The following is a 24,829-nucleotide window of genomic DNA, read 5'->3' on the forward strand; positions in this document are numbered from 1 at the left end:
GCCTTTTTATAATATTAAACAAGTATATATTAGTTTTATAGCGCAGATTTAGCGATAAATTTGAATTAGAAAAAAAGTGGAAAGTAAAATTCTTGTAATTACGTATTTTTTAGATAAAATATCTTAAATAGGTTAAAAAAAGTAAAAATATGTTTACTTTTTCTACACTAGGAAAATAAATATGTCTAATTAAGACAAAAATTATCCTATTTCAATTATAATACAAAAAATTAATAAAATTTTATAAAGGAATTTTTCTATGGCTAATATAGAAGATATTAAAAAAGAACTAGAAAATGTTAAATATCCTGGTTTCCAAAAATCAATTGTTGAGTTTGGATTCGTAAAAGATATTCAATTAGACGGTAAACTAGCTTCAATCGCATTAGATATTACTTCAAGTGCTCAAGAAGTAGAAGACCAATTAAGAAAAGATATTCATGCCTGTATAAACGCTATTGGCTTAGAAGTTAGACTTGGGTTTAATAAACCACAAGCTCCAACACAAAACTCTAACTCTACTAGCGGTAAAAACATTGCACCACAAATTAAAAAAATTGTAATGGTTAGTTCAGGAAAAGGTGGAGTTGGTAAATCAACAACAACTGTAAACTTAGCAGTAGCAGCAGCTATGCAAGGTAAAAAAGTTGGTGTTTTAGATGCTGATATCTACGGTCCAAATATTCCTCGAATGATGGGTGTAAATGGTCAAGAAGTTGAAGTAATTGGTGATAAAGCTAAACCATTAATGGCTTACGGTGTTGCTGTAATGTCAATGGGTGTTTTAATGGATGAAGGTCAAGCTGTAATCTGGAGAGGTTCTATGGTTATGAAGGCTATCCAACAATTATTAAGAGATATTCTATGGGAAGAATTAGATATCTTATTTATTGATATGCCTCCAGGTACTGGTGATGCTCAATTAACACTTGCACAAAGTGTTCCAGTTGCAGCTGGTATCAATGTAACAACTCCACAACATGTAGCATTAGATGATTCTAGAAGATCATTAGATATGTTCCAAAAATTACATATTCCAGTAGCTGGTATTGTTGAAAATATGAGTGGATTTATTTGTCCATCTTGTGAAACAGAATCAGATATCTTTGGAATGGGTACTTGTGAAGACTTAGCTGATCAATATAATACTCAAGTATTAGGTAACTTACCAATTGAACCTTCAATTAGAGTAGGTGGAGATTCTGGTAAACCAATCACTTACTTTAATCCTGAATCTGTATCTGCAAAAAGATATATGGAAGCAGCTGCTAAAGTAATTGCATTTGTAGAAGAAGTTGCTGATGATAGAACAAATGAATCTATTCAACCAACAACACCTCCTGGTGTATCTGCTTGTTCAACATCAGCAGCTCCAGCTCCTAAAGCTGAGGCTAGTTCAGGATGTTGTAGCTCAACTACTTCTGAGGCACCTAAACAAGGTGGCGGATGTGGTTGTAATTAATAGGCTATAGGATATAGCACAAATATAAATTAATTATATAAACACTAAAATCAAAAAGGGAAGGTATTAAATTACCTTCCCTTTTTTTATGTTTGTCGTTTTTTTACAATTTAATTTTTTTTGTATTTTATATACTTCTTTTAAATAAGGAGATTTTATGAGCAAAACATTAGTTATATTAGCCCATGATGATATGGATAATTCTGTATTAAATAGTAGGTTTAAAAAAGAGTTAGAGAATGAAGAAAATATTATATATAAAGATTTAAATAGTATTTACCCAACATATGAAATTGATGTACAAAAAGAACAAGATGAACTAGCATCTGTTTCAAAAGTAGTATTCCAATTCCCAATGTATTGGTATAGTTTACCCTCAGCACTTAAAAACTGGATTGACAAGGTGTTTTCTTACGGCTTTTCATATATTGTAGATGATAAAGGTGAATTTGTTCCCCTAGCTTTAAAAGATAAAGAATTTCAAGTAATTGCAACTATGGGGGCAAGAGAAGAGTCTTTTATAGGTGAGGGAAGACTAAGTGTAAAAGAGTGTTTAAACTCTTGTTTTTATACAACAAAGATGTTAGGAATGAAAGAGTTAGACCCAATGTTTTTTTACGGTGCTGCTTATGGTAAAATTTCAGAAGAAACATTAGATGAATATTCAAACATTATCAAAAAAGAGTTACTAGGATAAACATGAGTTATTTTAATAAGGATTTAGAAGATATTGGTTTTAAACTTTACGAGCCTTGTGAAGAATTAGAACCATATATTTATAATTATTGGTCAATTAGAAATAAGATTGATTCTAGAAAAACAAATAAGATCCTAAGTGATGGTAGTATTGGTTTTACTATTAATTTTGCTAATCCTTATGAAATAACACTTAATTCAAAAGATATATATTGTAATGCAAAGGTAATACTAAATGGACAATCTAAATATCCTATGTTTATTACTTTTGAAAAATACTTAGATGCCATAGGTATTCGTTTTAAAGTCGGAGGAGCTTACAAGTTCTTTGATGAAGAGATTACTTCTTTGTGTGATAAGAACATAAATTATGATGAATCCTTTTGGGGTTTTGATATTTTGTACAAAGACTTATTAGAAAAAAAGAATAATCAAGAAAAAATACAGGCAATAGAAAAGTTTTTAATAAATAGATTAAAATGCTCAAAAAAACAAAACTCAGAATATACTTTTGATATTGTAAATTTTATTTATGATAATAAAGGTGATATTAGTATTGAGTGTTTATGTGATGAGTTTTCATTAAGTAAACGACAGCTTGAACGAATTTTTAAAAAAGAGATTGGATTAAGTGCAAAACTCTTTTCTAGAATAGTGAGAATGAGAAATGTAAGAGATTCTTTGAGTTCTTTAGAGGTAGAAAATCTTACTACAACAGGTTATAATAATGGCTTCTTTGACCAAGCCCATTTTATAAAAGAGTTTAAGTCTTTTATGAATGAAACGCCTAAAAATTACTATCAAAATAAACTATCAATGGCAAAAACATTAAAATTTAAAAAATTTGAAATCTAATGTCGTTTTTTTACAATTAAAATATCTGCCATTCTAATAATATTCTTTAAATTAAAAAGGAATATTATGAATTATATACAAAATAATCAAGAAAAAATTGTTCTCTTATTTGTAAGGTTTGCCCTTGCAATTGGATTTATATCTGCTGTAGCTGATAGATTTGGATTCTGGGGTAATGCAGGAGAAAGTGGTATAGGTTGGGGTGATTTTGAAAGTTTTCAAGCTTATGTGGCTTTTTTAAATCCATATTTACATTTATCATTAGTACCAATTGTTTCTTGGGTGGTTACAATCTTAGAAGTAGTATTTGCAATATTATTAATATTTGGATTATATGTACGTTCTACTGCATTTTTATCAGCTTTATTATTACTTTCATTTGCTCTAAGTATGAGTTTAACTTCAGGAGTAAAGGCTCCTTTTGATTATTCTGTATTCACAGCAGCAAGTGCTGCGATGATGTTATTTTTATATTTATCTAGTGATAAATTATCACAAAAAGTAGAGATTAAAAAATAGGAGATTCTCCTATTTTTTATGATTCAACTCTTGAGTTTTTTTCTTCGATTCCAGACATTCCAAATCTTCTAGCAATTTCTTGTTTTACTCTATCTGGGCTTACATTTTTTGAAGCCATTGCTACAAGCATGTGATAAATAATATCAGCTGCTTCATAAACAATCTCTTCTTGATCATTATCTTTAATTGCAAATGTAAATTCTCCAGCTTCTTCAACAATCTTCTTCAGCATAGAATTTTCTTTACCCTGTAAAAGTTTTGCAGTATATGATGCTTTAGGGTCATCATTTTTCTTTTCTTGGATTACATGGTATAAAGTATCAATTACTCCATAAGCAGCAGTAGTATCAATTTCAACTTTTGTTACTTCCTCATTTGTTTTCATTGATGTGAAGAAACATGATTTTCTTCCAGTATGACAAGCAACACCAGTTTGTTTTACTTTTAATAAAATAGTGTCATTATCACAATCAAGTAAGATATCTTCTACTTCTTGAATATGACCAGAGCTTTCACCTTTCTTCCAAATTCTTTGTTTAGATCTTGAAAAGTAATGAGCAATATTTGTATCCATTGTAAGCTCAACTGCTTCTTTGTCCATATAGGCAAGCATTAAAACGTTACCCGTTGTTGCTTCTTGTGTAACTACAGGGATTAATCCATCCATTTTTTGCCAGTCAATTTTGTTTAATATTTCCATGTGTAACCCTTAAAATTTTTTTTCAACACCTAAACTAAATCCATCAAGTTGTTTCTCTTTTTTATCAACGTCAACACCAAAACTAATATCTAAGTCTTTCTCTTTTGCATCCTTAGCTTCTTGAATTGATAAAGGTTGTTGATACTTTTCTTCTTTATATCTTTGTGTTTTATCAATAGTTAGTTCTGGGTCTAAATTGAGTTTTATTTCTTCAACTTTTTTGATCTTTTCTACTTTTTTAGTTTCTACAGGTTTTACTTCTTTAATCTCTTTTTTTAAAGGAGCTTTTTTTTCTGGAACAACTTTAGTAGGGCTAGTTTTTTCGATTGGTTTATTTTTTTCTTCATTTAAAGTATTTTTTTGTAAATAAAAAAATAAAGCAACACTTGCTATTAGAAGGATAATTATTAGGAGTATATTTTTTTTCATGGGAGTGGAAAATAGAGTAGTTTCCTACTCTATTTTAGCTTATTGGCTAATTGCCGCATCTCTTGATTTACTTTTAGTATCAACCCAAATATTTGGAGTTGAACCACCAGGAGTTAAGAAGATTTTAGCATCTTTGTTTGTTCTAAGTGCTTCATTGAATTTACCTTGAACTGCAATTTGTTGCATTCTTAAAAGGTTAGGAGTTAAAGATTGTGCAATAGCTTTATTTGCTGTTGCTTGTGCTTTTGCTTCAATTGCAACTGCATCCGCTCTACCTTGTGCTTCAATTCTATTTGCTTCAGCATCACCAGTCGCTTTAGCAGCTCTTTTTTCAGCTTCTTGCTTAGTTCTTAAAACTTCATATCTAACTCTTTCAGATTCTTGGTTAGCAATTTGAACTCTCTCAATTTGATCTTTGATCTTTTGAGGTAATACAATTTCTCTTAACTGAACTGATTGTAAAAGTACTGGTTGTCCTTCAAGAGAATCAACATCTTTTTGGATACCTTCTTGAATTTTAACAGCAATTTCATTTCTTTTTGTAGGAAGTTCTTCTGCTGTATAGTTACCAACAACATTTCTTACAATATCTCTTACAACTGGGTTAATAATTTTATCTTCCCAAGAGAATCCCCAGTTAGCAATTGTAGTTGGAGCACCTTGCGCTGTTAATCTATATTGAACAGTTAATTCAATAGAAACAGGTAAACCTCTAGCATCTAAGATAGAAATTGCAGGGTTACTTCTAATACTTTGATCAAATCCACCACTTGTTTCAATATTAGCGTAGTTCATTAATCTTACTTTAGTATCAACTAAAACAACTTTTTGGAATTGTGGGATATAGAAATGAAAACCTGGTCTTAATGGTTCTTCTTCATATTTACCAGTAGTACTTTTAATACCTACTTGTCCTGATTCTACGATAATAAATGGTTTAAATACGAATAATAATGCAACTACTGCAATTATTCCGTAAATGATTCCAGCTTTTTTACCTAAGTTTTTGAAAAATTCAGGTGGCTCGAAAGGTGGTTGATAGTTTCCTCCACCTCCGTTGTTATTATTATTGTTGTTAGAACCACCACCGTTATTGTTTTGTCTGTTTTTGAAATAATCGTTATCTATTGGCATATTTGTCCTTAGTTAATGTATGTTAAGTCTTTTAAGTACTTCTCGTTTTTACCAGCTACTACGTCAAAGTATGCAGTTTGTAAAGCCTCAGTAATTGGTCCTCTCTCACCAGCACCAATAATTCTTGCATCAATATCTCTAATAGGAGTAACTTCAACAGCTGTTCCTGTAAAGAATGCTTCATCAGCAATATATACTTCTTCTCTTGTAAGTCTTCTTCTGATTACTTCGTAACCTAAATCTTCAGCTAATTCAATTACAGTTTTTTGAGTAATTGATTCTAAAGAGTTATCATTAGGAGGAGTGATAATTACACCATCTCTAACAATGAAGAAACAAGCTCCTGATGCTTCAGCGATATAACCTTGGTCATCTCTTAATAATGCTTCATCGTATCCACATTCTACTGCTTCACCTTTAGCCATTTGAGAGTTTAGGTAATTTGCAACTGCTTTTGCTTTACCCATACCTGAAGTGTTTGAGTTTCTAGTCATTGATGCTATTTTTACTCTTACACCTTTTTTAAGACCTTCGTCCCCTAAGTATGCTCCCCATTCCCATGCAGAAATAGAAACTTTTACAGGTGCTTCTTTATGGTAAAGACCCATAACTCCGTAACCTAAGTAAACAAGAGGTCTAATATAAGCACCTTCTGTTAATTCATTTTCTTGTAATAATTTGATTTGCGCTTTATTTAATTCATCTTCAGTAAATGGAACATCAATTAATGTCATTTTAGCTGAGTTTATAAGTCTTTTAGTATGTTCTTGTAATTTAAAAATTGCACATCTACCATCATGAGTTTTGTATGCTTTTGTACCTTCAATAGCACCATTACCATAATGAAGTGTATGAGATAGAACATGTACTTTGGCATCATGCCAGTTAACAAGCTCTCCATCCATCCAAATATATTTAGCTTCAGTCATCTTATAAATTCCTAATGATTTAATTTTTAGCTATTATTTTATCTAAGATTGTATTAAATTATAATTTTTAATATTTACTTTGGTATATTAATAAAAAAAATAGAAGGTATGTTTTAATAGATATGAGTAATAATATTTTTAGAATAGTTTTACCAGCACTTTTTGCATTTGTAATTACAGGATGTTCGGTAAAAGATATGGATTTAGGAAAAATACTAGAACCTAAAGAAAAAAAGTTTGAATATAAAAGAGAATTGATTTCAGAAGATTTAACAATTAGAGTAAATGAAATTGTTGATGCGATGAAAAAAAATGATATTGAATTAATCAATAAGAAATATATACATCCAACATTTGGGTTTTACAATCTGTATAAAATCAAATCAATAAATGTATTTACCTTTCAAAATCAAATATATAATGTAAAAGAGAAAAAAACAGAAGAAGTTTCTCACTTGATTTCAAGGGTTTCTAAAAACAAATATATTTTTAAGATAAATAAAGAAGATACACAGTTTAAATGTTCTCCATTAAATGATGCATATTATGGGTGGACAAAACATGGATTGTTTTTAAATGATAAAACAAACACAAACCTATCTTCAATGATGAAAAAAATCAATGCATTTGAAAAAGAAAAATATAAAAAAGAAGATTTTCATAAAGTAAAAATGATTGAGAAAATGGGATATAAAGTAGTTTTAACTCCGGAAATAATTTTCTATTTAAATAAAATTGATAACAATTGGTATATAACACTAATTGATAGAATTACAACTGATTGTTCTTATAAAAAGAAAACAAAGAAAAAGGTTAAATAATGAGTCAACAAGAATTTTGGAATAGCAAATTTTCAAGAGATGGTTACCTTTATGGTATAAAACCAAATACCTTTATAGCTTCAAAAATCAAACTTTTCCCAAGAGAATCAAAAGTACTTTGTTTAGGTGAGGGTGAAGGAAGAAATGCAATCTTTTTAGCAAAAAGAGGTATGAATGTAACAGCCATTGATGCTTCTGATATCGGTATTTCAAAGCTTCATTTTAGAGCTTTAGAAGAGAATTTAAAAATCGAAACTATTTGTGCTGATTTAAATGAATGGGAAGTAAAAGAAAAATACGATGTAATCGTAGCTTCTTATTTACATATGTACAAAAATGAAAGAGAAGATTTATTTGAAAAAATTGAAGAGTCTTTAAACTCTGGTGGTTACTTTATTGGAGAGTTTTTTTCAACAAAACAATTAAACTATGCAAGTGGTGGTCCAAAAGATGAAGATTTACTTTATACTGTAGATGACTTCAAAAAACACTTTGCTTTATGTGATAATGAAATTAAAGAACAAGTAACAATTCTTGATGAGGGTAAAGGCCATCAAGGGGAAGCTTGCGTTATTAGAGTACTTATTCAAAAATAAATATAGCTAAATTAAGAAGAAAGGATTTTTTCTTTCTCTTTTTTTGTTAGTTTGGAAAAGACTAACTCATATGATTGACTAATCATATCTTCTACAACACTTTTAGGAATACTTCCATCTAAGATAATTGTATTCCAATGTTTCTTATTCATATGGTAACCAGGAATAACACTCTCATAAATTTCCCTATAAGCAATAGCATCATTTGGTTCACATTTTAGATTTACTCTTAAAGGATTGTCTTTTTCTGAAACAATAGCAAAAATTTTGTTTTCTATTTTTAAAGTCATAATATCATCACCAAAGGGATAATCAATATATGAGCCTTGTCTTTTAAGTAGAAGTTTTTCTATTTCTTGAAGTTGCATAGGAGTCCTTTCCAATAATTATAATATAAATCATTGGAAAGCTATTATATTTATATTGCTTTCTTTGATTTTTTTATAAAATCAAAACAGATTATTATAAACATAAAAATAGAACTAGCTAGAATAATTGATGGGCCAGAACTTAAATCAAAATTGTAAGATAAAACAAGACCAAAGATTGTAAACAACATAGATAATAAACTAGATATTATCATCATTGAAAATAGGGTATTACAAAATCTTTGTGAGATATAAATAGGTATGGTTAATAGGGCGATTACTAAAATAAGACCTACAATTTTTATGGCAATTACTATGCATAGTGCTGATAAAATAAGTATAAGTGTATAAAAAAATCTTGTATAAATACCTCGTAAGTTTGCATATTCACTATCATAAGAAACTGCTAAAATATCTCTGTAAAAAAATACTAAAACTGTAATTATAAAGCTAAGTAAAATTACCATAAACATAATATCTGTATTATCAACTGCTAAAATTGAGCCAAATAAATAACTCATTAAATCAGAGTTATATCCAGGGGTTAAATCTACAAGTAAGATACCAAATGACATACCAATTGCCCATGTTAGGCCAATTATAGTATCTAAGTTCTCTCTTTTTTTATAAGTAAACAAAGCTATTATTATAGTTACTAGTATTGAGAAAATTGATGTACATAATAACATCGGAAGTCCAAAATAAATAGATAAACCAATACCACCATAAGCACTATGTGCAATTCCTCCTGATAAGAAAACCATTTTATTAACCACAATTAAGGATCCTATAATTCCAGTAATAATACTTACTAAAACCCCTGCGATTATTGCATTTTGAATAAAGTTATATGATAAGGCTTCTAACATCTACATTTTCCTAACATCTCTAAAAGTTCAATTTCACATATATTTGATTCAATATTTTTGAAGTCATCTTTCATTTTTGTTAAATCATGATATGTTAATTTTTTATTTATATAAACAGCTTTTGAAGCATATTTTAAAACCACTGATATATCGTGACTAATTACAACAACCGTGATATGTTTATTTAACTCTTTTAATACTTGATATACTTGCTCACAACCTGCAATATCAATATTTGAAGTGGGTTCATCTAAAAGTAAAATCTTTGGATTACAAAAAAGTGCTCTTGCAATTAAAACTCTTTGTCTCTGTCCTCCAGATAAATTTGAAATTTTTGAGTTTGCAAACTCTTTCATATTTACTTTTTCTAGAACTTCAAGTGCTTTGATCTTTTCTTCTTTTTTATATCCAAAGAATCTTTTTTTAATATCGTTTTGTCCCATCATTACAACTTCTATGGTACTAATTGGGAAGTTAAGATTAATGTTAGTATTTTGAGGAACATAACCAAGATTTGGAAGTTCATTAATTAGTTTATTTCCAAAAATAGAAATATTGCCTTTTTTTAAAGGGTTAATGCCAAGGATTAGTTTTAAAAGAGTACTTTTTCCTCCACCATTTGGTCCTAATATTGTTAGGAAGTCTTTCTCTTTTACGGACAAATTTATGTCTTCTAAAACAAACTCTTTTTCGTATTTGAAAAAAAGTTTGTCTATAGAGATTGCGTTACTTATTGTTTGCAATTGAATTTGCCATTTGTATTAGGTTTTGTGACCAGTTTTGTGCAAGCGGAGTTTCTTTAATTACTTTAATTTTTAACTCATCTGCAATAACTTTTGCACTCTTATCTGAAAATTCAGTTTGAGTAAAAATTGCTTTTACATTTTCTTCTTTAGCTTCTTTGATAATTTTTTGAAGAATTTTTGGTTTTGGTTCTTTTCCTTCAACTTCAATAACTAATTGCTCTAAGTTATAATCTTTTGCAAAATATCCCCAAGATGGGTGGAAAACCATAAACTTAGAATTACGAGGTAAAGAAGATAAAATACTTTTAATTCTAATATCTGTTAAACCTATCTCTTTTATAAAATTGTCATAATTAGTTTTGTAATACTCTTTATTTTTTGAATCAACTTCTACTAAAGTATTATAAATATTTTTTGCCATAATTTTTACATTTTTAGGACTTACCCAAACATGAGGGTCTTTTCCATGATGTGCTTCTTCTGGAACACTTGTAAGAACTTCAATATCTTTTTTTGTTGAGTCTTTAAAGTAATGTTCATTCGCTTCAAATTCAATTGGCATATGTTCTGTGAAAAATAAATATTTTCCAGCTTGTTTGATTTGTACTTTGAATATTGTTTTATTTTTTGACTCATCAAAAGTTAAAGTATAAAATGAATTGTTTGTTTCTAAAGAGCTATTATTTGTAGCAGTTTTAGTTTTGTTATTTGCAAATACATTTTTTGCTTGTTCTTCATAAGCTTCTATTAAATCATCATCTTTTTTATTAGCTTTAATAATTAACATTTTCATTCCAGGATCTGCATAGTTTCCCTCAACTTTAGAGAAAGACCAAGTATAAGTACCTTTTTGAAGTTCAAAAACACCAGCCCATTCAAAAGGTAATTCACCTTCGTGATGACCTTCTTCATGTGAGTCATGACTTTCATCATGGTGATGATGGTGAGAATGTTTTGCCATTTCAATATATTCTACATTTTTTGTCATTTCAACAAATTTCATGTTTTTATTTTGGTCTGCAAATTTTGTAAGCCAAGTATTTTCAAACTCTAAACCAATTGGAAAATAGATATCTGCTTTAGCTATCTCTTTCATTTGTGAAGGTTTAGGCTCATAAGAGTGTGGGTCACTGCCTGGTCTTACCATATTTGTAACATTTACTTTCTCCCCTCCAATCTTTTCAACAAAAGTTTTTTGAGGTAGGATACTTACCACAATATTAGTTTGTGCATAAGTAAAATTTATTAATAAAAACAATGGGATTAAAAATCTCATTTAATACTCCTTTTTATTTTTGCAACTTAGTTGCATTTGTGAAATATTAGTAAAATAAAAGTTAAACGCAACTTAGTTGCATTTTAATTTTTATCAAGATATAATCACGTAAATTAATAAGAAGTATGTATGTTAGAGTTGATATTTAAAAGCCAAAATTTATTGCTTAACAACTTTTTAACGAAAATTTAAATACACTCTTAATAATAAATATCAATAATAATTATAATCATAAATAAATAATCAAAAATAGAGAATAAAATGATAGAAAAATTCAAAAAATTAATCGACGACAAAGTACTGGTAATTGACGGAGCTATGGGGACACAGCTTCAACTTGCTGATATTAAAGCTCAAGAGTGGATGTACGAAGGTGCAGATTTAGAAGGGTGTAATGAACTTCTAAATTTAACTGCTCCTCATGTATTGAGAACTATTCATGATGCTTATGCAAAAGCAGGAGCAGATTTAATAACAACTAATACTTTTGGTTCAATGTCATGGGTTTTAGATGAATACGATATTCCTCAAACTGCTTATGAATTATCAAAGTTAGGAGCATCTTTAGTAAAAGAATCTTGTGTTAAATATAGCACTGCTTCAAAACCAAGATTTGTTTTAGGATCAATTGGACCTGGAACAAAACTTCCATCATTAGGTCATATTAAATATGACGATATGTATGAAGGTTATAAAGAAATGGCAGAAGGATTAAGGGATGGTGGAACAGATATTTTCTTACTTGAAACTTGTCAAGATCCATTACAAATTAAAGCCGCACTTCATGCCTTAACAGATGCTGCTCCACAAATACCAATTATGGTATCTGTAACTATTGAAATGTCAGGAACTATGCTTATTGGTACTGATGCTTTAACAATTGCAGCTATTATGGAACCTTTTAATATTTTATCACTTGGATTTAACTGTGGTACAGGACCAAAACAAGTATTTAAACATGTTAAGACTTTAAGTGAAGTTTGTAAATTCCCAATATCAGTTCATGCAAATGCAGGACTTCCTCAAAATAGAGGTGGTCAGACTTATTATCCAATGGGACCTGATGAGTTTACTTCTTTACAAAAAGAGTTCTTAGATATTAATGGAGTTTCTTTCTTAGGTGGATGTTGTGGTACAACACCTGAGCATATTAAAGTTTTAAGTGAAACAATTGAAGGAATAGTTCCTAAAAAACCTAATGGTTTCTTAAAAGCTTCCTTAGCATCATTATTTAATACAGTTCCATTAAAGCAAGATCCAGCACCTCTACTTATTGGTGAGAGATCAAATGCAACTGGTTCTAAAGCCTTTAGGGAATTACTAAAAGCAAATAATTATGAAGGAACACTTTCTGTTGGACAACAACAAGTAAGAGCTGGAGCACATATTATTGATGTATCTGTTGGATTTGCGGGGCGTGATGAAAAAGATGATATGGATAAAGTTGTTGAGCTTTACTCTCAAAAAGTATCACTTCCACTTATGCCAGATTCAACTCAAATTACAGCTTTAGAAGCAGCACTTAAACAAATTGGTGGAAGACCAATTATCAACTCTGTTAACCTAGAAGATGGAGAAGAAAAATTTGATGCGGTTTGTAAACTAGCTAAGAAATTTGGAGCAGCATTAGTTTGTCTTACTATTGATGAAGTAGGAATGGCTAAAACTAAAGAAGACAAAATCAGAATGGCAGAACGTATTTATGATTTATGTGTAAATAGACATGGCTTTAATCCTGCAGATTTAGTATTTGATATGCTTACATTTACTATTGGTTCTGGTGATGATGAGTATAGAAGTGCAGGTATTGAAACTATGGAAGCTATTAGAGAATTCCAAATACTTCACCCAGAAGTAGGAACTACTTTAGGTCTTTCAAATATCTCATTTGGTTTAGATATTAAAGCAAGAGTTTATTTAAATTCAATTTATTTAGATCATTGTGTAAAAGCTGGATTAACATCTGCAATTGTAAATGTAAAACATATCTTACCTCTTAATAAAATTACAGAGGAAGACAGAAAAGCTTGTGATGACTTAATCTTTGATAATCAAGAAAATGGAGATCCATTATTTGCCTTTATTGATCACTTCTCAAATGTAGAAGCTCAAGAAGAAGAGAGTGATGAAGAGTATCAAAAACTTCCTGCTGTTGAGAAAGTTAAGAAGTTATTACTTGATGGTGATAAAGATAGAATGCTTCCTTTAGTGGATGAATTAAGACTTGAAGTAAAACCTGAAGTTATTGTAAATGAATGGTTAATTGATGGTATGAAAATAATTGGGGAACTATTTGGTTCTGGACAAATGCAATTACCATTTGTACTTCAAAGTGCTGAAACTATGAAAGCAACAGTTGATGCATTAAATCCATATTTACCAAAAGAAGAAAAAGCAACTGAGACGGTATTAGTAATAGGAACTGTAAAAGGTGACGTGCATGATGTTGGTAAAAACTTAGTAGATATTATTCTTTCAAATAATGGATTTAAAGTTATTAATATTGGTATTAAAGCTGATTTAAATGACTTTATTATTGCAGTTAAAGAGCATAAAGCTGATGCTATTGGTATGAGTGGATTACTTGTAAAATCAACTGCTGTTATGAAAGATAATTTAGAAGAATTACATAAATTAGGGATTGATATTCCTGTATTACTTGGAGGGGCTGCACTTACAAAAGCCTTCATTAATGACTATTGTAGACCTATTTATGATGGACCAATTTTCTATTGTAGAGATGCTTTTGATGGTGTTGTTTCTATGCAAAGAATTGAAAGTGGAGATGCAGATAATACGGCTTTAGCGGCTGATTTAATTGAAGTTGTTGATACTAGTGATAAGGTTGAGAAAGAAGAAGTTATTATTCCTCCATATGAAGAGATAGAACTTCCAAAACCAGCTGAGTTTACTTTCCCTCCAATTTGGGACAGAATCGCTAGAACTGGAGATAAAGTTGATAAAGAATTAATATTCAAATGGATTAACCATAGAGTATTATATAGACAAAGATGGGGATATAAAAGAGGTAAGCAGTCAAGTGAAAAGTTCTTAAAACATGAAGAAGAGGTTGTAAAACCTATGTATGAAGAGCTAAAAGCAGAATTAATTGACAAAAATATTTTTGATCCAATTGCAATTTATGCTTATTATCCTTGTATTTCTCATGATAATAAAATTTATATCTTTGATAAAGAGTATTTATTTAATAATGAAAAAGAAGCAAAAAATGTTCCTTCTTTAGATAAAGCAATTAAAGTACTTGAATTCCCTAGACAAAAGAGAAAACCATTTAGATGTATTGCTGATTATTTTGCAAATGATAGGCTCGATGTTATTGCCTTTACTCTTGCAAGTGCTGGGCTTAAAGTTGCTGATTATGAAAGAGAATTTTATAATAAAGGTGAGTTTACTAAATACTACCAAATCCATGGATTAGGTGTTGAGCTTGCTGAAGCTTTAGCTGAGGTTTTACATAAACAAGTAAGACTTGATTTAGATATTGTTCCAAAAGAAGGGCATACTTTAAATGATGTTCAAATGAAACAATATGTAGGTTGTAGATACTCTCCTGGATACGCTGCTTGTCCAGATTTAGCAATGAATAGAGATATCTTCGATTTATTAAATCCTGAAGAGTTTGGAATCGAATTATCTGAAACATTCCAAATGCATCCTGAGCAAACAACTTGTGCTATAGTTGTTCCTCACTTTGATGCGAAATACTACAATATATAGAAAAGATTTTTATCTTTTCTATATCTCAATCTTTATCAGATTATATATAATTCAAATATTATTTTTAAATAACTCAATTAAAAAAATAAAACTCATTATTCGCTCACTTTTCTTTGTTATAATCTAATAGAAAAAAGTTATTTGTACTAAAAAGTAAAGTTTTAGTGAAATTATTCTTAATTTTTAATGTTATTAGATTACCTCCAAATAACATACTTATTCATAAAATCGGATATTGCAAATATCAATACTAAACACAAGGAAGTTTTAATGAGAAGAAGTAAAACAATTTTATTGTCTTTATCAGCTGCAGTTTTTATTACAGGATGTTCAATTAAACCAGAACCATTGTTACCAAAAGATATTAAAAGTAGTGTAAAAAAAGATTTACAATTATTAAGTAATATTGTAAAACCTATTACAAAAGCAATTACTTTGGAAGAGGCAATAGATAGAGCTGTAAATAATAATATTAGAAATAGAGTTCAAAAAATGGAGTCTGCATTAGCCTATAAACAAATTGATATGGTCTATTATGATATGTTACCATCATTAGCTGCGAATGCTGGTTATTCTGTTCGAGATAATTATGCTGCATCGGCAAGTACTTCTTTTACAAATGGACAACCAGATCAAATCTCTGGAACACCTTCTTATTCAGTTTCTCAAGATAAGGAAAGAACAACAACAGATGTCTCTTTTAACTGGAATATCTTAGATTTTGGTTTATCTTATGTTCGAGCTAAACAACAATCAGATAAATATTTAATGGCTAAAGAAAATGAGAAAAAAGTTACTCAAAATATAATTCAAGAAGTTAGAAGGACATACTATCAAACAGTATCTGCAGATGCTTTATTAAAAAGAATTGTTCCTATGAAAGATGAAGTTAAAGATGCTTTAGTTCAGTCAAGAAAAGTAAAACTTCAAAGAGTCTCTTCTCCAATGGAAGCTTTATCTTATCAAAGAGAATTATTAGAGGTTTTAAGATCTTTACAATCATTAGAAAGAAATCTAATGAATGCAAAACTTGAGTTATCAGAATTAATGGGGTTGAAACCTGGTACAAAATTTGAGTTATCAGAAAAAGTAAGAAAAAACTATGATTTACCTGAAATTAAAATGGCATTAGAAGATATGGAAAAAGTTGCTTTAGAAAATAGACCTGAAGTTCTTGAGAGTAGATATAAAGAAAGAATTTCTAGTAAAGAAACAACAACTGCTATTTTAAAGATGCTTCCAGGAATTAATTTAAATGCTGGAATAAATTATAATGATAGTGATTATTTACTAAATAATGATTGGGCATCGTATGGAGCTAGTGTATCTTGGAATCTAATAAATATTTTTAAAGGTAATACTTATAATAAAATTGCAAAAACTCAAATTGAGTTAGCAAAAGAACAAAAGTTAGCTGTTTCAATGGCTGTTTTATCTCAAGTACATTTATCAATAGTTAATTTTAAACAAGCTAAAAAAGAGTATGAATTATCAAAAGAGTATTTAGATGTTGCAGAAGAGATTTTTAATCTGACAGAGGTTGGAAATGATTTAAATATGAATAGTAGATTAGTATTTATTAAAGAAAAATTAAATTATATTTTATCTACATTAAGACACTCGTCATCTTATGCAAATGTTCAAAATAGCTATGGAAGAATTTTTGCTTCTTTAGGTACTTATTCTGATATGAAAAAAGAAGAAGTAAAAGCTAAAAAAGTAGAAAAAAAGCTAGTAAAAAAAATTATGCCTGCTGTAGAGAAAAAAGAGATGAAATCACCTACATTTAAAACTTATGGAATTGCAACGTCTAATTTAAATGTAAGAGCAGAAGCTTCTTTAGATAGTGAAGTTAAATATGTACTAGAAAAAAATAAAAAAGTTGAAATACTTAAAACTATTAGTATTAAAAACGATGTATGGTCTAAAATTGAAGATGGTTATGTTAGCTCGACATTTTTAGAAATTCAAACAACTGAAGTAAAATAAACGTGAAAAAGCTTCTTTGTTCAGCATTAATCTTATCATTTTTAAATGCACAAGATAGCCTAACTTCTAGGGCTGTGATTAGTTCATTTGATAGAACAGTTTTATCAAGTGAGCTAGCAGGAAATATTGTACATTTGAAAAAAAATGAAGGTGACTATTTTAAAAAAGGTACCTTACTTGTAAAACTTAATTGTGATGTTTATAAAGCAAAGAAGAATAAAGTTGGTATTGAAAAAAATATTGCACACTTAAAATATAAAAAAAATAAACAGCTTGAAAGTTATAAGTCTATAGGAAGTTTTGAGGTAGATATTTCAAAACAAGAATACTTAAAACAACAAGCTGAATATAAAATTGCATCTATAAATGTAAAGAGATGTAATATTTATGCGCCTTTTAACGGACGAGTTGTTTCAAAAAAAGTTAACCAATTTCAAAGTATTAAACCTAATGAGGAAATAATTGAAATTGTAGGTGTAGATACTCTTGAGGCTAGAACTTTTGTTCCTTCTTCATGGTTAACTTGGATAAAAAAGAATGAAGATTTAAAAATAGTTATTGATGAAACAAAAACAACTATTAATGCTGAGATAAAAGAAATTGGTTCAGTTGTTGATCCTGTAAGTCAAACTGTATTAGTACGGGTTTCTCTTAAAAAACCTTATGCAAATATTATTCCAGGGATGAGCGCAACTGCTACATTTAAAATGAAAAATAATAAAGGAACAGATGATGAAAAATAAACCATTAATAAGTGCCTTAGAGCCAAGACTTCTATTTGACGGAGCAGCGGTTGCAACGGCGGTAGAAGTATTGGATAATACAAACTTTGAGAATAACTCGGCAGATACAAATGATACTCCTCCTGCTTCTGAATCACAATTAAATAATAAAAAAGAAGTTGCCTTCATAGATAGCAATGTAAAAGATAAGCAAATATTAATTGATAGTTTAGATGAAAACATTGATGTTTATATTATTGATAATGAATCAAATGGATTTGATCAAATTGCTGAAATATTAAAAGATAAAAATGGTATAGATGCTATTCATATTTTATCACATGGTAGTGAAGGGCAAATCACTCTTGGAAACAGTGTAATAAATAGTGAAAGCCTAAATACTCTTAATGATACTTTATCAAATATTGGTTCTAGTCTAACTCAAAATGGTGATATTTTACTTTATGGATGTAATGTAAGTGAAAATGGTAATGGAAAAGATTTTGTAAATAAACTTGCCGAACTTACAAATGCGGATGTTGCAGCTTCAGATGATATTACAGGTGCTCAATCTCTTGGTGGAGATTGGGATTTGGAGTATTCTAATGGTTTAATAGATACTGAAAATATAAATATTAAAAGTTATAATAAAACTTTTGCTCCTGTTCAAATATCAGTTTTTAGTTATCCTAATTTAAATGGTAGTGATTCAAATCCAGGAAGTGGTACTGAAAATGCAAACCTTGCAAGTATTGTTCAAGATAATATTAATAAGGGTGGTAATTATACTTTAGATACCTCTATTCAAAACTTTACTGATTCAGATTTAGCCTCAAAATTAGATAATAGTGGTTTCTTTTTTATGACAGATATGGAAGGAGGTAATCCTTTAGATCAGTCTTTTTTACCTGATGCATCAAAAACAATTATTAAAGATTGGGTTTCTGATGGTGGAGTAATTATGATGACTGGTACTTATGGTTCAAATGATACTAATTTTTTAAATACAATTTTTGGTTGGGATTTAACTACTCAAGGAGGTTCTTCTTGGAATTTAGATACAGCTAATGCTGCAGGTACACCATTTGAAGGTGGACCTGCGAGCTTATCTAATTTAAGTGCCACTGATTCAATTGGAAAAGGAACAGTAGATAACTTCACGGCAATTTATGGTACAGATAGTAATGCAACTATTGCAACTATTGGATATGGTTCTGGAACTGTAATATTTTTAGGATTTGATTTTTATAGTACAGGAATAGCTGGTACAGGTTTTACTTCTTCTGCCCCTCAATATGGTGCAGATGTAACGACAGGTAGTGCAAGTACTAGTGATTGGGTAACTAAAATAATTCCTAATGCATTAGAATATTCTGCTTCATTATCTGGTTCAGAGACAATTTTAGAAGATACTACCTATACATTTACTTCAGATGCATTTAAATCAAACACTGGAACTTATACTCAAACTCAAATAACATCTTTACCTTCTAGTGATTTAGGTGTTTTAAAACTATCTGGCACAGCAGTTACTTTAAATCAAGTTATTGCTAGCTCAGATTATGTGAATCTAACATTTAGCCCAGTTTCTGATAAATCAGGTACAGCTAGTTTTACATTTAAAGGTTATGAAAGTGGTAGTTATGGGGCCGATACTAATTTTGAGATAAAAATAACTGCTGTAAATGATACTCCTGAGTTTACTATTGGTTCTAATCAAACAGTAGATGAAGATGCAGGTGCTCAATCTGTAAGTAATTTTATTACAAGCATTGATGAAGGAGGAGGAAGTGATGAAGATTCTCAATCTTTAACTTTTACAACAACAAATGATAATAATAGTTTATTTTCTACTCAACCTACAATTTCAAGTAATGGAACACTAAGTTATACTTCTGCTATTAATCAATCTGGAACAGCTACGGTTACTGTAAAGTTAGCTGATGATGGTGGTACAGCAGATGGTGCAACAGACTTTGTAACTAAAACATTTACTATTACAGTAAATGCTGTAGATGATGCACCAATTGTTACAAGTACTAATGTAAAAACAATAGTAGACACAGCAAATGCGGATGTATTTGGAGAAATAAGCGATAGTTTAACAGTAACAGATCCAGAGAATCAAAGTTTAACATATAGTATAGACAATGCAGGAAGTAATGTAACAACACTAGCTGGAACATATGGAAGCTTAACAATAGATGCCTCAACAGGTGCTTATAAATATTCTCCAAATAGCGGAGATATAAATGCACTAGATACAAATGCATCAGATGTATTTACATTAAAAGTTACAGATGGGACAAATATTGTTTCAACAAGTTTAACAATAAATATAACAGCAGTGGCTGATAATGTAGCTCAATATAATGAACAATCATCACCAATAAAGATATTAGAGAATATGAATGTTGGAGTAGATAGTAGTATAAATTATAGTGGAGGATATATTGACTTTGATTTAAGTAACTCTGAGTCAACAGAAACACTAAATTTAGAAAAAGTAGATACAGCAAATATAATAAATGGTGCGATTTCAATAGTAGGGAATTCAGTTTATTTAGGTAATGGAACAACAGCCTCAATAATAGGTTCAGTAGATAGTACAAAAAATGGTCAAAATGGAAATCCTTTAAGAATAAACTTTACAGTTGGATTTAATAATGGAGATATGGAATCAAATACAGTAGGAGTAGAGACAAACACTGTAGGTGAAACAGTATCAATTCCAGGATGGAAGATTGTAAATGATAGAGTTATTTTAGGGCAAGATACAATTGATGGTTTAGCAACACCAACAGACCCAACATATCCTCAGCCAAATGCGGATAGAGGATTAAATGATTCTGGATATGGAAACTTAAGAACATTAGAAACTTCAACAGTTGATGATTCAGGAAATAAGGTTTTAAAATTTAATAGTAGATTAACTTCTGATGGATACGGAGTTTTACGTGGACCATATGTATATAGTGATGGAGCTGTTAATTTAGAAGCAGGTGATTCTGTATCATTTACATGGAAAGCAGAAGGTGGAAGTGATGCCTATGATGTATTTGGATACATAGTAGACGTAAACGATCCATCTAAGTATGATATTATTTTAAATGAAACAGGGTCAAGTGGAAGAGCAACAACACCATGGGCAACAAAAACAACTACAGTATCAGCTGATGGAGAATATCAGTTTGTATTTATAGCTGGTTCATATGACTTTAGTGGAGGAAGAGCATTAGGAGCACAATTATTTGTAGATAATGTTTCTGTAACACAAGCAAATCCACCATCAGGTGTAAATGGTGATGCTTTAGAAAAGCTTTCAAGATTAGTTACATATGAGAATAGTTCAGATTTAAGTCAAAGTAATTCAACAGTAGATAAAACTTTAACGGTAAGTATCGTACAAAAAGATAATACATCAGTTTCAACGAATCAAAAACTAGAAATACAAGAGATTAATGATGCACCAACAGTAGCCACATTAACACCAATTAACTATACAGATACATCAGCAAATGATGACTTTACAAATCAAACTGGAACAGCAGTGGGAAGTGATGTTGATAGTGGTTCAACATTAGTTTATGGAATAACTGGTGGAACAGATAATGGAACAACTGTAACAAAAACATCTGATCTGGGAACATTAACAATTACAAAATCAACAGGTGCATATACATTTGAACCAAATGATGCAGCAATAAATGCCTTATTAGTAGATACAAGTGAAACATTTGCAATAACAGCTACAGATGATGCTGGTGCAACTGGTAGTAATAATTTAGCTATTAATATCTCTGCTGCTAATGACGTTTTAGTTGCAACACCTGCAAGTGAAACAATAGTAGATACAGCAAATACAGATGTATTTGGAGAAATAAGCGATAGTTTAACAGTAACAGATCCAGAGAATCAAAGTTTAACATATAGTATAGACAATGCAGGAAGTAATGTAACAACACTAGCTGGAACATATGGAAGCTTAACAATAGATGCCTCAACAGGTGCTTATAAATATTCTCCAAATAGTGGAGATATAAATGCATTAGATACAAATGCATCAGATGTATTTACATTAAAAGTTACAGATGGGACAAATATTGTTTCAACAAGTTTAACAATAAATATAACAGCAGTGGCTGATAATGTAGCTCAATATAATGAACAATCATCACCAATAAAGATATTAGAGAATATGAATGTTGGAGTAGATAGTAGTATAAATTATAGTGGAGGATATATTGACTTTGATTTAAGTAACTCTGAGTCAACAGAAACACTAAATTTAGAAAAAGTAGATACAGCAAATATAATAAATGGTGCGATTTCAATAGTAGGGAATTCAGTTTATTTAGGAAATGGAACAACAGCTTCAATAATAGGTTCAGTAGATAGTACAAAAAATGGTCAAAATGGAAATCCTTTAAGAATAAACTTTACAGTTGGATTTAATAATGGAGATATGGAATCAAATACAGTGGGAGTAGAGACAAACACTGTAGGTGAAACAGTATCAATTCCAGGATGGAAGATTGTAAATGATAGAGTTATTTTAGGGCAAGATACAATTGATGGTTTAGCAACACCAACAGACCCGACATATCCTCAGCCAAATGCGGATAGAGGATTAAATGATTCTGGATATGGAAACTTAAGAACATTAGAAACTTCAACAGTTGATGATTCAGGAAATAAGGTTTTAAAATTTAATAGTAGATTAACTTCTGATGGATACGGAGTTTTACGTGGACCATATGTATATAGTGATGGAGCTGTTAATTTAGAAGCAGGTGATTCTGTATCATTTACATGGAAAGCAGAAGGTGGAAGTGATGCCTATGATGTATTTGGATACATAGTAGACGTAAACGATCCATCTAAGTATGATATTATTTTAAATGAAACAGGGTCAAGTGGAAGAGCAACAACACCATGGGCAACAAAAACAACTACAGTATCAGCTGATGGAGAATATCAGTTTGTATTTATAGCTGGTTCATATGACTTTAGTGGAGGAAGAGCATTAGGAGCACAATTATTTGTAGATAATGTTTCTGTAACACAAGCAAATCCACCATCAGGTGTAAATGGGGATGCTTTAGAAAAGCTTTCAAGATTAGTTACATATGAGAATAGTTCAGATTTAAGTCAAAGTAATTCAACAGTAGATAAAACTTTAACGGTAAGTATCGTACAAAAAGATAATACATCAGTTTCAACGAATCAAAAACTAGAAATACAAGAGATTAATGATGCACCAACAGTAGCCACATTAACACCAATTAACTATACAGATACATCAGCAAATGATGACTTTACAAATCAAACTGGAACAGCAGTGGGAAGTGATGTTGATAGTGGTTCAACATTAGTTTATGGAATAACTGGTGGAACAGATAATGGAACAACAGTTACAAAAGTATCAGATATGGGTACATTAACAATAGATAAATCAACAGGTGTATATACATTTGAGCCGAATGATTCAGCAATAAATGCTTTATTAGTAGATGCAAGTGAAACATTTGCAATAACAGCTACAGATGATACTGGTGCAACTGGTAGTAATAATTTAGCTATTAATATCTCTGCGGCTAATGATATTCCAGAAATACAAATAGTAGATGTAGAAGGTTCGATTACAGAAGGTTCAATCTTAACAGATAGTGGTTCTATAACATTTACAGATGTGGATTTAACAGATAGACCAACAGCTACAGAATCGACAAAAAATGTAAGTGCAGTGTTAAGAGATGGAAGTACACCTTTAGTATTAAGCTCTCAACAACAAGCTGATATTGAAGCTGCATTTACTATTACAAATGTTGATGCTAATGATAATAATGGTTCTGTAAATTGGAATTATTCGATTAATGAAGCAAAATTAGATTTCCTAGCTCAAGGAGAAGTTGTAACCGCAGTATTTACAATTACAGTAACAGATGATAATGGTGCAACAGCTACTGAAAATGTAACAGTTACAATTACTGGTGAAAATGATGTTCCAACAGTATCTAATGAAAATATTGATGTAATTTTATCTTTTGGGGAAGATTATAATAGAGATGTATCATCTTTATTTAATGATCTAGATCTAACTGATGTTCATACTTACGAAATTAATAATCTTCCAAAAGGAATAGTTTACAATCCTAATACAGGAATTATTTCAGGAGAAGGTTTAGAAGCTGGTAAGTTTAATATAGAAGTAATTATATCTGATAATGCTAATCCTGCTGGAACAATTTCTAGAACATTTGAAATAATTGTATTATCTCCACCTGAAGTAGATATTCCAGCTCCTGAAGTTGATGCTACTTTTGATGCACCAATTGAAGTTGGAAATGTTGATGTAAATGTTTTTGAAGGAGACTCTGTAGAGGGCGTATTGAATACAGATTCTAATGAAGGAGATAATTCTGGAAGTACTGGAGATGGATTTGTCTCAAACAATGTAACTCCGGAGCCTATAATTAGTACAACAACTGATATTGTTCAAGATGTACAAATTTCTAGTAGTCCAAATGGAGAAGTTCAATTCTCACCTGAAACAGTAGAATCTTTTGCAGTATTAGGTTTATCAATTGAAGATATGTCAATTAGTGGTACTTTTGTTGAGATTAAGATTACCGATATTAAAGTAGGTCAACAATATGAAGTTACATTATCTAATGGTAATCCTTTACCTGAAGGGCTTACTTTTGATTCTGCAACAGGAGAAATCAAAGGTCAATATGAAGGTGAGTTAGAACTTACAATTAAAGCTGTATCTTCAGATGGTTCTAGTAGAATTCTTAATTTAAAAATTGATTTAAATAATGATGAACAATCAACAATTGAAAATAGAAATGAAGAAAATAGTGCGCATAACTTTATTGGATTAAAAGAACAATTAGCAATGCAGAATCAAGTTATGGAATCTTATGGAGATAATGTATCTTCATTATTTTCAAGCTAAAATTATAAAAGAGGGATAA

The 24,829-nt window shown here is 30.0% G+C and carries 18 protein-coding genes; 10 read left to right on the plus strand and 8 right to left on the minus strand.

The annotated features are described in order from the left end of the window. The first annotated feature begins 259 nt into the window (after positions 1–259). The 4 genes from ALEK_RS00820 to ALEK_RS00835 all read left to right on the plus strand — a co-directional run bounded on the left by ALEK_RS00820 (position 260) and on the right by ALEK_RS00835 (position 3,532). Positions 260–1,462, plus strand: a complete 1,203-nt coding sequence (locus ALEK_RS00820; RefSeq protein ID WP_083574634.1) for an Mrp/NBP35 family ATP-binding protein — start codon at positions 260–262, stop codon at positions 1,460–1,462. 157 nt (positions 1,463–1,619) lie between these two features. Next, a complete protein-coding gene (locus ALEK_RS00825; protein ID WP_071626695.1) occupies positions 1,620–2,159 on the plus strand; it encodes an NAD(P)H-dependent oxidoreductase in 540 nt (179 codons plus the stop codon). A 2-nt stretch (positions 2,160–2,161) separates the two neighbouring features. Continuing rightward, positions 2,162–3,013: a helix-turn-helix transcriptional regulator gene (locus ALEK_RS00830; RefSeq protein ID WP_071626696.1), complete on the plus strand. Its 852-nt coding sequence runs from the start codon at positions 2,162–2,164 to the stop codon at positions 3,011–3,013. 66 nt (positions 3,014–3,079) lie between these two features. Next, positions 3,080–3,532 (plus strand): MauE/DoxX family redox-associated membrane protein, encoded by a 453-nt coding sequence (locus ALEK_RS00835; protein WP_071626697.1) that lies wholly within the window; start codon positions 3,080–3,082, stop codon positions 3,530–3,532. A 16-nt stretch (positions 3,533–3,548) separates the two neighbouring features. Here the strand turns inward: ALEK_RS00835 and hisIE are convergent, their stop codons facing one another. The 4 genes from hisIE to ALEK_RS00855 are packed head-to-tail and all read right to left on the minus strand — an operon-like array spanning position 3,549 to position 6,724. Continuing rightward, complete coding sequence (hisIE, locus tag ALEK_RS00840) at positions 3,549–4,232, minus strand: bifunctional phosphoribosyl-AMP cyclohydrolase/phosphoribosyl-ATP diphosphatase HisIE (protein ID WP_071626698.1); 684 nt, start codon at positions 4,230–4,232, stop codon at positions 3,549–3,551. 9 nt (positions 4,233–4,241) lie between these two features. After that, positions 4,242–4,661 carry a hypothetical protein gene (locus ALEK_RS00845; RefSeq protein WP_071626699.1) on the minus strand — a complete coding sequence of 140 codons (420 nt, stop codon included), beginning with the start codon at positions 4,659–4,661 and terminating at the stop codon, positions 4,242–4,244. 39 nt (positions 4,662–4,700) lie between these two features. Beyond that, positions 4,701–5,795, minus strand: coding sequence for an SPFH domain-containing protein (locus ALEK_RS00850; protein WP_071626700.1), 1,095 nt, complete (start codon positions 5,793–5,795; stop codon positions 4,701–4,703). Positions 5,796–5,803: 8 nt separating this feature from the next. Beyond that, a complete protein-coding gene (locus ALEK_RS00855; RefSeq protein ID WP_071626701.1) occupies positions 5,804–6,724 on the minus strand; it encodes a branched-chain amino acid transaminase in 921 nt (306 codons plus the stop codon). 122 nt (positions 6,725–6,846) lie between these two features. On the opposite strand from ALEK_RS00855, the gene ALEK_RS00860 reads away from it, so the two are divergent. Next, complete coding sequence (locus ALEK_RS00860) at positions 6,847–7,545, plus strand: hypothetical protein (RefSeq protein WP_071626702.1); 699 nt, start codon at positions 6,847–6,849, stop codon at positions 7,543–7,545. Then, on the plus strand, positions 7,545–8,141 hold the full coding sequence (locus tag ALEK_RS00865; RefSeq protein ID WP_071626703.1) for a class I SAM-dependent methyltransferase: 597 nt from the start codon (positions 7,545–7,547) through the stop codon (positions 8,139–8,141). Before ALEK_RS00860 ends, ALEK_RS00865 begins: the two co-directional genes overlap by 1 nt. A gap of 11 nt (positions 8,142–8,152) precedes the next feature. Here the strand turns inward: ALEK_RS00865 and ALEK_RS00870 are convergent, their stop codons facing one another. From ALEK_RS00870 to ALEK_RS00885, 4 genes are read right to left on the minus strand one after another with little or no spacing between them, the layout of a single operon-like run. Then, the gene (locus ALEK_RS00870; protein WP_071626704.1) at positions 8,153–8,509 is read right to left on the minus strand and encodes an MmcQ/YjbR family DNA-binding protein; all 357 of its coding nucleotides are present in this window, start codon (positions 8,507–8,509) and stop codon (positions 8,153–8,155) included. Between the two features lie 50 nt (positions 8,510–8,559). Beyond that, entirely contained in the window at positions 8,560–9,378 is an 819-nt protein-coding gene (locus ALEK_RS00875; RefSeq protein ID WP_071626705.1) for a metal ABC transporter permease, read from the minus strand. Continuing rightward, positions 9,372–10,121, minus strand: coding sequence for a metal ABC transporter ATP-binding protein (locus tag ALEK_RS00880; RefSeq protein WP_228146283.1), 750 nt, complete (start codon positions 10,119–10,121; stop codon positions 9,372–9,374). Before ALEK_RS00880 ends, ALEK_RS00875 begins: the two co-directional genes overlap by 7 nt. Then, positions 10,105–11,400, minus strand: coding sequence for a metal ABC transporter solute-binding protein, Zn/Mn family (locus tag ALEK_RS00885; protein ID WP_071626706.1), 1,296 nt, complete (start codon positions 11,398–11,400; stop codon positions 10,105–10,107). The genes ALEK_RS00880 and ALEK_RS00885 overlap by 17 nt, the downstream gene beginning before the upstream one ends. Before the next feature lie 261 nt (positions 11,401–11,661). Between ALEK_RS00885 and metH the strand changes: the two genes are divergently transcribed. From metH to ALEK_RS00905, 4 genes are all read left to right on the plus strand, one after another. After that, complete coding sequence (gene metH, locus ALEK_RS00890) at positions 11,662–15,138, plus strand: methionine synthase (RefSeq protein ID WP_071626707.1); 3,477 nt, start codon at positions 11,662–11,664, stop codon at positions 15,136–15,138. Positions 15,139–15,408: 270 nt separating this feature from the next. Then, a complete protein-coding gene (locus tag ALEK_RS00895; protein ID WP_071626708.1) occupies positions 15,409–17,127 on the plus strand; it encodes a TolC family protein in 1,719 nt (572 codons plus the stop codon). A 2-nt stretch (positions 17,128–17,129) separates the two neighbouring features. Continuing rightward, entirely contained in the window at positions 17,130–17,870 is a 741-nt protein-coding gene (locus tag ALEK_RS00900) for an efflux RND transporter periplasmic adaptor subunit (RefSeq protein WP_071626709.1), read from the plus strand. After that, a complete protein-coding gene (locus ALEK_RS00905; protein WP_071626710.1) occupies positions 17,860–24,810 on the plus strand; it encodes a DUF4347 domain-containing protein in 6,951 nt (2,316 codons plus the stop codon). Before ALEK_RS00900 ends, ALEK_RS00905 begins: the two co-directional genes overlap by 11 nt. Positions 24,811–24,829 lie beyond the last annotated feature (19 nt).

Source organism: Poseidonibacter lekithochrous (assembly GCF_013283835.1).
GTDB lineage: Bacteria > Campylobacterota > Campylobacteria > Campylobacterales > Arcobacteraceae > Poseidonibacter > Poseidonibacter lekithochrous.